Here is a 12,925-nt window from a genome sequence, read left to right on the forward strand (position 1 = left end):
TCGGACCGGGTCAGCGCCGCGCCCAGTCGAGCATCCGCCGGTAGAACGGGTCGGAGGCCAGCGCGTCGGCGTCCCCCACGAGACAGAGCGCCTTCCTCGCCCGGGTCAGCGCGACGTTCATCCGGCGCGGGTCCTCGAAGATCGGCGAGTCGAGCGAGTCGGTGGCGACGAACGAGACGACGATCACCTCCTCGCTCGACCCCTGGAACCGGTCGACGGTGTCGACGGTGACGTCGGTCCGTCGGCCGATCTCGGCGACCTGCGCGCGGAACGGCGCGATGACGCCGATCTCCCCGCGCGGGACGCCGGCGTCGACGTACGACTCGACGACCGCCGCGACGCGCTCGGCCTCCGCCGGGTTCGCGTTCCCCTCCCGCCGACCGTCCGGGTCGACGAAGGCGACGTTCGCTCGGAGTTCGGGCGGCAGGACGTCGGCGTCGACGCCGAGATCGGCCAGGGTCTGTCCCGCCACCTCGGGGGTCGCCGGTCGAAGGGCGCCGTCGTAGAACTCGCTGGAGGAGAACGCCTGGATGCGCTGGCTCATCCGGTACTGCCGGTCGAGCATCACGCCCGCGTCCGGATGGTCCTCGATGAGCCGCTGGAACAGCGACCGCTGGAGGTCGTTTTCGGCCCGGACGACGGGCGGCAACTGCTCGTGGTCGCCGACGAGCACGAACCCGTCCGCGAGGTTGACCGCGGCCAGCGTCCCCGGTTCGGTGAGCTGTGAGGCCTCGTCGACGAGCGCGACGTCGAACCCCTGCTCGCGCATCGCGCGCGAGCCGCAGGCCGCGGTGGTGGCGGCCACGACGGACGCGCCGTTCAGTTCGGCCGCGCGGTCGTTCGGCTCGCCACGGCGGACGAGCCTGACGTCCTGCATGTCGCCCCGGACGCCGGTCTCCGTGCCGTACCGGACGGCGCCCTCGAACCCCTGCTCGCGGAGGGCTTCGAGCGCGTTGTCGACCGCGCGGTTGGTGAACGCCGACAGCAGCACCCGATCGCCGCGTTCGACGAGCGCGCGGACGATGCGGGCGATGGTGTACGTCTTCCCGGTCCCCGGCGGGCCGTGGACCAGCGCGAAGTCCTCGGCGTTCACGGCGCGGTTCACCGCCCGGTTCTGCGACTCGTTGTTGTCGATGAAGGTGTCGTCGCCGTCGGCGAACTCGGGTTCGCGCCGCCCGAACAGCACGTCCTTGCGGTCGGAGTCGCCCTTCAACAGCGCGTCGTGAAGGGCGGTCAGCATCCGGTCGACCGAGATCTCGGAGGGGTAGACGTCCAGCCGGCGGAGGTCGACCGGCTCGTCGGTCGTGACGGCGACCTCCTCGCCGAGTTCCTCGATGCGACACAGCTCGCTGTGGCCCGCCGCCGGGTCGCCGTCCGAGGCGAGCGCCACGTCGCCCTCGCGGAGCTTCGAGACCGCCTCGGGGTCCTTCCGGGCCCGCAGCCGCCAGCGGCCGCCGGGCAGCTCCTCGCGGTCGAGCGGGTCGAGATCGACCAGCGCCCGGTCGTCCGCGGCGCGTTCCTCGGCCGTCTGCTCCCAGAGCTTCCGGTACTCGGCGTGGGTCTCGCGGCGCTCCTCCTCGATCGCGCGGTAGGAGCGGTCGAAGTAGTCGCGCTCCTCCTCGGGGAGCGGCGTCCCGATCTGGCCCGCCTTCGACTCCTGGTCGAGGCGGCCGGAGACGACCATGCAGGTGTCCTGCTCGAAGCAGTACTCGCACTTCGCGTCGGCCTCGAACCCGGTCGGGACCGAGACGTCGAACTCCGTCGCGGCGATCTCGTTGCGCGTGCGGACGACGAACTCGAGCAGGCCCTTCCCGACCGAGAACTCCTTGGCCGGCGAGAGGTCGCCGCTCGCCTCCGAGCGGTCGAGCGCGGTGTTCTTCGTGTACAGCAGCGTGCCGGTGTCCGCCGGGACGCCGCGTTCCCGGAGCAGCAGCGCGTAGCAGGCCGCCTGGATCTTGTCCTGGAAGCGCGGGTCCCGGTTCGTGTTCTTCCCCGTCTTCAGTTCGACCGGCATCCCGCGGCGGAGCGCGTCGGCCCGGCCCTTCACGCCGAACGTCGGAGAGATGAGCGTGTACTCCGAGCGCCAGTCGGTCTCCGCGGGCGTCCCGTCCCACTCCGACGGGGCGGTCCCCGCCTCGTCCCCCTCGGGCGTCAGGGTCCCCTGGTTCAGCCACCCCTCGATGGCGGCCGCGTTGCGGCGCACCTCGTCTACGACCTCCTCGCGCTCGCGGCCGAGCAGGCCCAGTTCGAGCCCCGCGTCCGCCACCTGGTCCTCGATGCTCTCCTCCAGGTCGACGCCGCGCAGGAGGTCGCCGAACACCTCGTGGACGATGGTCCCCTTGACGACCGGGTAGTTCAGCGGGACGCCCGAGAGCTTGTTCAGGTAGTACATCCGGGGACACTGGACCCACGACCGAACGTCGGTCACGTCGACGAGGAAGTCCGGTTCGAGCACCACGTACGACTCCTTCGAGGTCGTGTACCCCTCGCGGTCGCCGTGGTCGTCGCGCTCGGCATCCGTGACCAGCAGTTCCATCCCGGGTTCGGCGTGCTCGGCGGTGTGGGTCCACTTGCCCCACAGCGTCACCGTCGCCGCGTCAGCCGCGCCGTCGTCGGGTCGCACGGTCAGTTCCGCCAGGTCGCGCTCGCCGTACTTCGTGTCCACCGAACGGACCTCGCCGACCGACAGGATCGGACCGCGGACGTTCACTACCCTACCCCGGTCGCCGCTGGTGAAAAACGGTGTCGGTCCCCGCGCCGGTGCCGTCTCGGGGACGGGCGGGCGACGCGCAGTTCACCGCGCCGTTCGGGCGGCCGACCCCCCACAGCCGGCGGAGGTCGCCCCGACGTCCGCACAGAGGCGCTCGACCGGGGGCGTCTCGGCGCCGCGCTGGAGGCGGCCCCAGTCGTCGTGGTCCCCGTCGCCGGCCCCGCCCGCGGAGTAGTCGAGGTGGTGGCCCGGGGCCTCGTAGTTCATGGCGCTCGGATAGCGGTCGAAGCGCACCTCGCGGCCGTCGATGCCCGGCGCGACCTCCTCGCGAAGCCCCAGCGAGTGGCCGAGTTCGTGGACGAACACGGCGGGGTCCCCGCATGTGACGAGGCTCGCGTGCCCCTCGTTGTAGCCCCGCGCCGGCGCCAGGAGGACGTAGTGGTGGCCGGCGTCGCCGCGGTCGCGGTACTCGTGCGCGTAGCGGTAGAGCAGGTCGGCGGGGATCGGGTCGGTCCCGGGCACCGCGTCGTCCCGGACCAGGTGGAGCGCCACCCCCGTGTCACCGCCGGGGTTCTCGACGGGCGCGTCCGCGAACGTCCTCCGGAGCCGTTCGGCGTCCCGCTCCGGGAGCCCACAGCCCGTCCGGTAGTCGACCTCCACGTACACGTCCGTCCGGAGCGGGTCCGCATCGGGGAGCGCGCCGGTCGCGTGCACCTCGACGCCGTCCGGGAGCGCGTCGCCGTCGGTGTCGGGGTTCCCCGGGTCGGTTCCGCGCCGGAGCTCCGCCGCGTTCGAGAGGCCGTCGCCGTCGGCGTCGCCCGCCGGGTCCGCGAGGGCCGCGGCGACGGCTCCCGGGTCCGGAACCGCGTGGACGGCGCCGCCGCCGACCGTCGCCCCGAACAGCAGCGCCAGGACGAGCGCGCGTACGGCGGGGACGGGGAGCACGCTCTCGGGGTGCGGGCAGGGACGCGTTAAGTGTTGGCACGGGACGAAGGGGGAGGACCGTCGCGCTCCGTCGGCCGGATCGTCCGCTCGCTCTCACTCCCCGTCGGGCGCCGCGAACTCGACGAGCGTGAGATCGCGGTCCAGCGCGCAGTGGTCGTGGGGCGGGTCGCCGCGGACCTCCGCGATGCGGTGCTCCTCGTCGAAGTCGGCGCCCTGTGGGACGCAGAACTCGTGGCTGGGGCACTCGACGTGGGGACACGGGCCGGCGAGGGAGGCCTTGCTCCCGGCGTACGCGCCCTTCGAGGGCACGTTGGCGGCGACCGTCGACGGCTCGACCTCGACCGCGCGGACGCCGGCGTCGTGGACCGCACAGTCGAGCAACTGGGTGTTCTCGCGCACGTCGCTCACGCGGTAGCGGCGGCCCTCGACGAGGTTGAGACACTGCCCCCGGTACGGACAGCCCTCGCAGGCCGACGACTCCCCCTCGTACACGAACTCGGTGCCCTCCTCCGCGAGGCGGCTACCGACGAGCGTGACCGTGGTCATGGGTGGTGGTACCCCGGGCCCGCGGTTACGCCTTTCGCCCGTTCGGACGACGTGGGCCCCGACCCCGACGGGCAGACTACGGCGTTCGACCGGTCAGTTCGTCCAACTCCGCGAAGTACTCCTCGCGGGGAACCTGATAGACGCCGCGGTAGTCGACGTCGCCGCTCGCGAACCGCTCGGCGAGGTCGGCGGCCGCCCCGACCGCCTCCGCCCGGTCCCCGAGCGTCGTCGACTCGGCCTCGACCTCGGGTTCGAGGAACAGGGTGACCCGCCACTCGTCCGTCTCGCGGTGGGCCGCGCCCGGCCGCTTGCGCGGGGAGCCGTTCGTCACGTAGAGGGTCGGGAGGCAGGCCGACGGGAACTCGTCGCCGTCGAACACGTCCGGCCGGTAGACGAGCACGGTCCGCCCCTCCGGCTCCTCGTTCCAGACGCGCCAGCCGTCCGCCAGCGACTCCGGATCGAAGCTCATGGCCGAACGGAGGGCGCCGGCCTACAAAGGCGGCCCGCTCCGGGCACCGTTGAGCGCCCCCCGTCCGGACCGGTCGCGTTCGCGGGCCGGTGCGTCGGCGGCACCGGGGTACCGTCCCAGGGTCGCTTATAAAGAATGACGGACGGGGAGCGGCGGCGTGGCTGGCGCGTGCGATTTTTCACCTGGGCCGGCAAAACCCTTTTACCTGTTAACAACCCACATGGCATTAAGCCTCCCCCCGAACGGGGAGGTCGACCCCGCTCATCCCGCCGCTCTGGTCGCCCCTCGCTGTCTCGTCGCGTGGGTAGGGTCGAACGCGGTCGGTGTCGACGACTGACGCCGCCGACGTGCGGACACACACACAACCATGACCGGAGCCATGAAAACCCTCGAGGAACTGAGCGACCGATACAAGGAGACGGTGCCCTCGGACCTCCGCGAGGCGAAGCCGTTCGACTGGTACCTCGCCGAGATCCACGAGCACCCCCGAATCGCCCGCAACGCCCACCAGCGCGTCGCCGACATGTTCGACCACTACGGCACGCGCTACGACGAGGACGCGGGCGTCGTCGATTACCTGATGGCCAGCGAGGACCCCCTCCACGACGGGGAGAACGCCTTCTATGGCCGGGAGGTCCACGAGTCGATCCACGAGTTCGTGAACAAGGTGAAGTCGGGCGCGCGCGGGCTCGGGCCCGAGAAACGGATCAAGCTCCTGCTCGGACCGGTCGGCTCGGGCAAGAGCCACTTCGACTGGCTCGTCCGCCGGTACTTCGAGGACTTCACCCGCACCGACGAGGGACGGCTGTACACCTTCCGCTGGACGAACCTCTGTGACGTCATCCCCGACCAGGACCCCGCCGACGACACGGTCCGGTCGCCGATGAATCAGGACCCGATCGTCCTCCTCCCCCAGCCCCAGCGCGACGAGGTCATCGACGCGCTGAACGACGCGCTCGACGCCCCCTACACCATCAGGAACGAGCAGAGCCTCGACCCCGCGTCGGGCTTCTACATGAACGAACTGCTCGCGGCGTACGACGACGACCTGCGGGCGGTCCTCGACGACCACGTCGAGGTGGTCCGACTCGTCGCCGACGAGAACCGGCGCCGCTGCGTCGAGACGTTCGAGCCGAAGGACAAGAAGAACCAGGACGAGACGGAGCTGACCGGCGACGTCAACTACTCGAAGCTCGCGGTGTACGGCGAGAACGACCCGCGCTCGTTCGACTACGCGGGGGCGTTCTGCAACGCGAACCGGGGCATCTTCAGCGGCGAGGAGCTGTTGAAGCTCCAGCGCGAGTTCCTCTACGACTTCCTGCACGCCTCCCAGGAGCAGACGATCAAGCCCCGGAACAACCCCCGAATCGACATCGACGAGGTCATCGTCGGCCGGACGAACATGCCCGAGTACCGGGACAAGAAGGGCGACGAGAAGATGGAGGCGTTCAACGACCGCACCAAGCGGATCGACTACCCGTACGTCCTCGAGTACGAGCAGGAGGCCGAGATCTACCGGAAGATGCTCCGGAACGCCGACGTGCCCGACATGCACATCGAGCCGCACGCAATGGAGATGGCGGGACTGTTCGGCGTGCTCACCCGCATCGAGGAGCCCTCCGACGGCGCCGTCACGCTCGTCCAGAAGGCGAAGGCGTACAACGGCGAGATCGACGAGACCGACGACGTCGACGAGCGGAAGCTCCGGGAGGACGGCGACTCGGTCGCGAACATCGCCGAGGGGATGGAGGGCGTCTCCGCGCGGTTCATCGGCGACGAGATCGCCGAGGCGATCATGGACGCCACCCACCGCGGGCGCGAGTACCTCTCGCCGCTGTCGGTGTTCACCCACTTCGAGGAGAACCTGCAGAACCACGGCTCCATCCACGAGGAGAACCTCGAGCGGTACGAGCGCTACCTCGAACTGGTGCGCGAGGAGTACCGCGAGCGCGCCATCGAGGACGTCCGCCACGCGCTCGCGTACGACGTCGAGGAGATCAGGCGCCAGGGCGAGAAGTACATGGACCACGTGATGGCGTACATCGACGACGCGACCGTCGAGGACGACCTCACCGGCCGGGAGCAGGAGCCGGACGAGACGTTCCTCCGCTCGGTCGAGGAGAAACTGGACATCCCCGGCGACCGGAAGGACGACTTCCGCCAGGAGGTCGCCAACTGGGTGTCCCGCCGCGCGCGCGAGGGCGTGAGCTTCGACCCCCAGGACAACGATCGCCTCCGCCGCGCGCTGGAGCGGAAGCTCTGGGAGGACAAGAAGCACAACATCAACTTCTCCGCGCTGGTGTCGGCCGGCGAACTGGACGACGACGAGCGGAGCGCCTGGGTCGACGCGCTCCACGAGCAGGGGTACTCCCGGGAGGGGGCCCGCGAAGTGCTGGAGTTCGCCGGCGCGGAGGTGGCAAAGAGCGAACTGGAGGACTGATGACCGACTACATCGACCGGGCCGACCGCGCGCTCGCCGGGGCCTACGAGCCGCCGATGAGCCTCTCCGAGTACGTCGAACTGGCCTTCGAGCGCCCCGGGACGGCCGCGGGCGCGGCGACGTACCTGCTCGACGCGATCGAGTCGCTCGGCACGCGGACCGTGATCGAGGAGGGGGAGCGGCGCGAGCGCTACCGCTTCTTCGACGACCCGCACAACGACGGCGAGCACGCGGTGCTCGGCAACACCGCCGTCCTGAACGCGTTCGTCGACGACCTACGGACCCTCGCCGCTGGCCGTGGCAAGGACGAGAAGATCCACTGGTTCGACGGGCCGACCGCGACGGGCAAGTCGGAGCTGAAGCGCTGTCTGGTCAACGGCCTCCGCGAGTACTCGAAGACCGAGGCGGGCCGGCGCTACACCGTCGAGTGGAACATCGCCGGCGGCGACGACGCGAGTTCGCTCGGCTACGGCCCGGCCCGGGACCACGAGGACGACTGGTACGAGAGCCCCGTCCGGGCGCACCCGCTCTCCGTGTTCCCGGCCGAGGTCCGCCGCGAACTGGTCGCGGCGCTGAACGAGCGGGCCGACCCCGAGTTCCCCGTCCGCGTCGACTGTGACATGGACCCGTTCAGCCGCGAGGCGTACGACCACCTCGAGGAGCAGTACCGCCGCGACGGACGCGGGGACCTGTTCTCGGCGGTCACCGACGACCGCCACCTCCGGGTGAAGAACTACGTCGTCGACGTCGGCGCCGGCATCGGCGTGCTCCACGCCGAGGACGACGGCAGCCCGAAGGAGCGGCTCGTCGGCTCGTGGATGCCAGGAATGCTCCGGGAGCTCGACAGCCGCGGCCGGAAGGACCCGCGCGCGTTCAGCTACGACGGCGTCCTCTCGCAGGGGAACGGCCTGCTGACCGTCGTCGAGGACGCGAGCCAGCACGCGGACCTCCTCCGGAAGCTGCTGAACGTCCCCGACGAGAAGCGGGTGAAACTGGACAAGGGGATCGGGATGGACGTCGACACCCAGCTCGTGGTCATCTCGAACCCCGACCTCGACGCCGAACTCGACCAGTTCTCCGACCGGAACGGTCGCGACCCGCTGAAGGCGCTCAAGCGCCGGCTCGACCGCCACGAGTTCCGCTACCTCACAAGCGTCTCGCTGGAGACGGAGCTGATCCACCGCGAACTGACCGACCAGACCGAGGTCTGGCAGACGGTGGCGGCCGCGGAGGCGGGTGGCGAGGGCGAGGTGAGCGGTGAGCGAGAGGCGGGCCGCGAGGGGGTCGGCGGTCGGGCCCGCGGGGGAGCCCGAACCGCCGATCGGGTCGACGGCGATGGCCGGGACCGTACTGGCGACCGCGACGGCGACGCCGACCGTGGTTTCTCTGCCGACCCCGACCGCGACGCGGTCCGCGAGGCCGTCGACGAGCGCGTCCGCGCGCCCCTGTCCCTGACCGTCCGCGACGAGCGGGGCCGGACGACCGAGCGCGAACTCGCCCCCCACGCGCTCGAGGCGGCCGCGGCGTACAGCGTCGTCACCCGCCTCGACGGGGAGGACCTCCCCGCGGACCTCTCGCTCGTCGACAAGGCGCTGCTGTACGAGCGGGGCTACCTCCGCGAGGGCGACGAGCGCCTCGGGGCCGACGAGTTCGAGTTCGACGGCGAGGACGGCACCCACGGCATCCCCGTCACCTACACCCGTGACGTCGTCGCGGACCTGCTCCACGAAGCCTCCGACCGGGCCCACCCCGAACTCGACGTCGAGTCCGTGCTGATGCCCGACGACGTGCTGGAGGCGATGGCCGAGGACCTGGCGGAGGCGCCGGTGTTCTCGCGCGCGGAGGCCGCCGAGTACGAGAACCGGCTGGCCGTCGTGAAGGAGTACGTCTTCGAGCGGCAGGAGGCGGACGTGCTCGACGCCGTGCTCGCCGAGAAGGGCGTCGCGGAGGAAACCGTCGCCGAGTACGTCGAGCACGTGTTCGCCTGGGACGCCGGCGAGCGCGTCGAGACCGGCCGCGGCGCGGTCGACCCCGACCCGCTGCTGATGCAGGTGTTCGAGACCGAGCACCTCGGCCGGTTCGAGGAGGCCGACTACGAGGGAACCGACCCGTCACCGCCGGTCGAGCGCTTCCGGACGGAGAAGGTCATCACCGCGCTGAACCGCTACGCCTGGGAGCACCGCGACGAGGACTTCGCCGCCTCGGACGTCGACCTCACGGAGATTCCGGTCATCCGCGAGGTGCTCGACACCCACTCGTGGGGGGACGTCCGGCGCATCTACCCGGACTTCGACCCCGGGCAGTGGAGCGATCCGCCGGCGAACACCGAGACCGAGCGCGTGAAGGAACGGACCGTCGAAAAGCTCCGGGAGACCGGCTACAGTGCCGCCTCGGCCGAACTGACCGGGCGGGCGGTCATGCGGGAGGTGAACGCGCGATGGGACTGAGGGAGGACCTCGAACGGTTCCGCGCGGTCGGCGAGGAGCGGCGCCCCGACCTCGCGGAGTTCATCCGCGAGGGCGACCTCGCGGGCGGCAGCGACACCGTCCGCATCCCGGTGAAGATGGTCGACCTGCCGGAGTTCGCCTACGACCGGCGGGACATGGGCGGCGTCGGTCAGGGGCAGGGCGGCACGCCCGAACCCGGCCAGCCCGTCGACGTCCCGGGCGACCCCGGCGACGACGAGGAGGGCGACGGCGACGAGGCCGGCGACGACTCGGGCGAGCACGGCTACTACGAGATGGATCCCGAGGAGTTCGCCGAGGAGCTCGACGAGACGCTCGGGCTCGATCTCGAGCCGAAGGGCAAACGCGTCGTCGAGGAGGTGGAGGGCGACTTCACGGAGCTCACCCGCGCGGGCCCCAACTCGACGCTCGACTTCGAGACGCTGTTCAAGCGCGGCCTGAAGCGGAAGCTCGCGACCGACTTCGACGACTCGTTCGTCCGCGAGGCGTGCAAGGTCGAGGGCGCCACCGCCCGGGACGTGTTCGAGTTCTGCCGGACCGAGAACGTGCTCGTCTCGCTCCCCTGGATCGAGGAGGCGATGGGGGAGGTGGCCGACGAGCGGGGCGCCTGGGCCTCCTTCGAGGAGGTCCGCGAGGAGGTCGAACGCGAGCCGGTCACCGACCGCATCCGACGCGACGGCCTGCGCGAGATCCCGTTCCGCCGGGAGGACGAGCGCTACCGCCACCCGGAGGTCGTGGAGAAGAAGCAGAAGAACGTCGTGGTCGTCAACATCCGCGACGTCTCCGGGTCGATGCGCCAGCGCAAGCGGGAGCTGGTCGAGCGGGTGTTCACGCCGCTGGACTGGTATCTCACCGGGAAGTACGACGAGGCCGAGTTCCGGTACGTCGCCCACGACGCGGAGGCCTGGGAGGTCGACCGGAGCGAGTTCTTCGGCATCCGCTCGGGCGGCGGGACCCGGATCTCCAGCGCGTACGAACTCGCCGCCGAGATCCTCGAGGAGTACCCCTGGAGCGAGTGGAACCGCTACGTGTTCGCCGCGGGCGACTCGGAGAACTCCAGCAACGACACCGTCGAGAGCGTCGTGCCGCTGATGCGCGAACTCGACGCGAACCTCCACGCCTACGTGGAGACACAGCCCGGCGGCGGCGCTGTGAACGCGACCCACGCGGAGGAGGTCGAGGGGGAACTGGCCGACCGAGACAACGTCGCGGTCGCCCGCGTCGCCGACGCCGACGACGTGACCGACGCGATCTACGAGATACTCAGCACCGAGGACGACTCATGAGCACGACCAACGACCGCCGCGCCCGCCGCGAGGCGGGCCGGCTCACCGAACCGACCGAGCGGGCCCGGGAACTGGCCGAGAAGCTCGGCCTGCGGCCGTACCCGGTGAACTACTGGGTCGTCGACTACGACGAGATGAACGAGCTCATCGCCTACGACGGGTTCCAGACCCGGTACCCGCACTGGCGCTGGGGGATGAAGTACGATCGCCAGCGCAAGCAGGACACGTTCGGGATGGGGAAGGCGTTCGAGATCGTCAACAACGACAACCCCTGCCACGCGTTCCTCCAGGAGTCGAACGCGCTGGCCGACCAGAAGGCGGTCATCACCCACGTCGAGGCGCACGCGGACTTCTTCCGCAACAACGAGTGGTTCGCACGGTTCGCGGGCGACCGCGAGGAGCCGGCCGCCGCCGCGATGCTGGCCCGGCACGCGGACGCGATCGCGGGGTTCATGGAGGACCCCGAGATCGACCGCGGCGAGGTGGAACGGTTCATCGACGCCGTGCTCTGTCTCGAGGACACCATCGACCAGCACCGCGCGCTGGCCGAGGAGCGCGGCGGCGAGTTCGAGGAGGAGGTCGCGGACATCGAGGAGCGACTCGACCGGCTGGGGCTCTCCCCCGAGGTCCGCGAGCAGGTGTTCGACGAGGAGTGGGTCGCCGCGCGGGAGGCCGAGGAGAGCCCGGACGCACCCCGTCCGGACGTGCTGGCGTTCCTCCGCGAGCACGGCGAGCGCTACGACGAGGAGGAGGGTAAAGCCGTCGAGCGCGAGCCGTGGATGGACGAGACGCTGGAACTGCTCCGGCGGGAGGCGTACTACTTCGCCCCGCAGAAGCTGACCAAGTGCATGAACGAGGGGTGGGCGGCCTACTGGGAGTCGATCATGATGGCCGACGAGGGGTTCGCGGGCGAGGACGAGTTCCTCACCTACGCGGACCACCAGTCGCGCGTGCTCGGGTCGCCGGGGCTCAACCCCTACAAGCTCGGCAAGGAGCTGTGGGAGTACATCGAGAACACGGCGAACCGCCGCGAGGTCGTCGACAAGCTGCTCCGGGTCGAGGGCGTCACCTGGCGGAGCTTCCACGACGCCGTGGACTTCGAGGAGGTCGAGGAGCTGCTCGCGCCCGACCCCGTGGTCGACGAGGTCCGGCCGGACACGCTCGACCGCCTCGACCCCGAGGACCCGCGGGTGGACGCCGACGCGCTGGCCACCGCCCGCGAGGGCGACGTCGACGTCGAGCGGTACCCCTGGGCCGTGCTCACGACCCAGGGGCTCGCGGAGCGACACTTCTCGCTCGCGAAGCCCGCGAACCGGGGCTTCCTCTCCCGGATCGGTCGCTCGGAGCTGGAGCGGCTCGCCCGCTACATGTTCGACGACGGGAAGTACGCGACCGTCGAGGAGGCGCTCGCGGACGTCGACTACGGCGCCGGGTGGGAGCGGATGCGCGAGGTGCGCGAGAGCCACAACGACGTGACGTTCGTCGACGAGTTCCTCACCGACGAGTTCGTGACGGAGGGGAACTACTTCACCTACGAGTACTCCCGGGCGGCGGGCGACTACCGCGTCGCCAGCACGGACCCGGAGGACGTGAAGAAGAAGCTCCTGCTCCAGTTCACGAACTTCGGCAAGCCCAGCGTCGCCGTGTTCGACGGCAACTACGGCAACCGGGGTGAACTACTGCTCGGCCACCGCTACAACGGGGTCGCCCTCGACCTGGAGCAGGCCGAGCGGACGCTGGAACGCGCCTTCGAGCTCTGGGGTCGCCCGGTCAACCTCGCCACCATCGTCACGGAGTACGACGAGCACGAACTGGAGGTCGCGAGCCGCCGCGGCTACGAGCCCGCCGGCGAGGAGGTCGGGACGCTCCTCCGGTACGACGGCTCCGAGATAGAGCATCTCGACCTGGACCCCGACCTGGAGGACCTCATCGCGGCCGAGGGGGTCGACTACGACACGAAGCCCGAGGAGTGGCTGGCGTAACTCCGGACCCGCCCGCCGCCCGGCGGCACCCACGCCTCCCCTGCCGGACTCCACGCCCTAACTGATGATGGGTTAACATAAA

8 protein-coding genes are annotated in these 12,925 nt (G+C 70.6%); 4 read left to right on the forward strand and 4 right to left on the reverse strand.

The features are described from left to right. Positions 1-10 precede the first annotated feature (10 nt). The 4 genes from HUG12_RS12545 to HUG12_RS12560 form a co-directional block, all read right to left on the reverse strand. Positions 11-2,710, reverse strand: a complete 2,700-nt coding sequence (locus HUG12_RS12545; RefSeq protein ID WP_179269096.1) for an AAA domain-containing protein — start codon at positions 2,708-2,710, stop codon at positions 11-13. 84 nt (positions 2,711-2,794) lie between these two features. Further along, positions 2,795-3,655, reverse strand: a complete 861-nt coding sequence (locus HUG12_RS12550; RefSeq protein WP_179269097.1) for a thrombospondin type 3 repeat-containing protein — start codon at positions 3,653-3,655, stop codon at positions 2,795-2,797. A 93-nt stretch (positions 3,656-3,748) separates the two neighbouring features. Then, positions 3,749-4,201 (reverse strand): UPF0179 family protein, encoded by a 453-nt coding sequence (locus tag HUG12_RS12555; RefSeq protein ID WP_179269098.1) that lies wholly within the window; start codon positions 4,199-4,201, stop codon positions 3,749-3,751. Positions 4,202-4,277: 76 nt separating this feature from the next. Continuing rightward, a complete protein-coding gene (locus tag HUG12_RS12560; protein ID WP_179269099.1) occupies positions 4,278-4,670 on the reverse strand; it encodes a DUF5820 family protein in 393 nt (130 codons plus the stop codon). 367 nt (positions 4,671-5,037) lie between these two features. Between HUG12_RS12560 and HUG12_RS12565 the strand changes: the two genes are divergently transcribed. The 4 genes from HUG12_RS12565 to HUG12_RS12580 are packed head-to-tail and all read left to right on the forward strand — an operon-like array spanning position 5,038 to position 12,843. Continuing rightward, positions 5,038-7,110 carry a PrkA family serine protein kinase gene (locus HUG12_RS12565; protein ID WP_179269100.1) on the forward strand — a complete coding sequence of 691 codons (2,073 nt, stop codon included), beginning with the start codon at positions 5,038-5,040 and terminating at the stop codon, positions 7,108-7,110. Then, positions 7,110-9,557 carry a PrkA family serine protein kinase gene (locus HUG12_RS21495; RefSeq protein WP_218836312.1) on the forward strand — a complete coding sequence of 816 codons (2,448 nt, stop codon included), beginning with the start codon at positions 7,110-7,112 and terminating at the stop codon, positions 9,555-9,557. The genes HUG12_RS12565 and HUG12_RS21495 overlap by 1 nt, the downstream gene beginning before the upstream one ends. Beyond that, positions 9,548-10,861 carry a YeaH/YhbH family protein gene (locus HUG12_RS12575; RefSeq protein ID WP_179269101.1) on the forward strand — a complete coding sequence of 438 codons (1,314 nt, stop codon included), beginning with the start codon at positions 9,548-9,550 and terminating at the stop codon, positions 10,859-10,861. The genes HUG12_RS21495 and HUG12_RS12575 overlap by 10 nt, the downstream gene beginning before the upstream one ends. Next, a complete protein-coding gene (locus HUG12_RS12580) occupies positions 10,858-12,843 on the forward strand; it encodes a SpoVR family protein (RefSeq protein ID WP_179269102.1) in 1,986 nt (661 codons plus the stop codon). The genes HUG12_RS12575 and HUG12_RS12580 overlap by 4 nt, the downstream gene beginning before the upstream one ends. Positions 12,844-12,925 lie beyond the last annotated feature (82 nt).

The organism is Halorarum salinum, from assembly GCF_013402875.1.
GTDB lineage: Archaea > Halobacteriota > Halobacteria > Halobacteriales > Haloferacaceae > Halorarum > Halorarum salinum.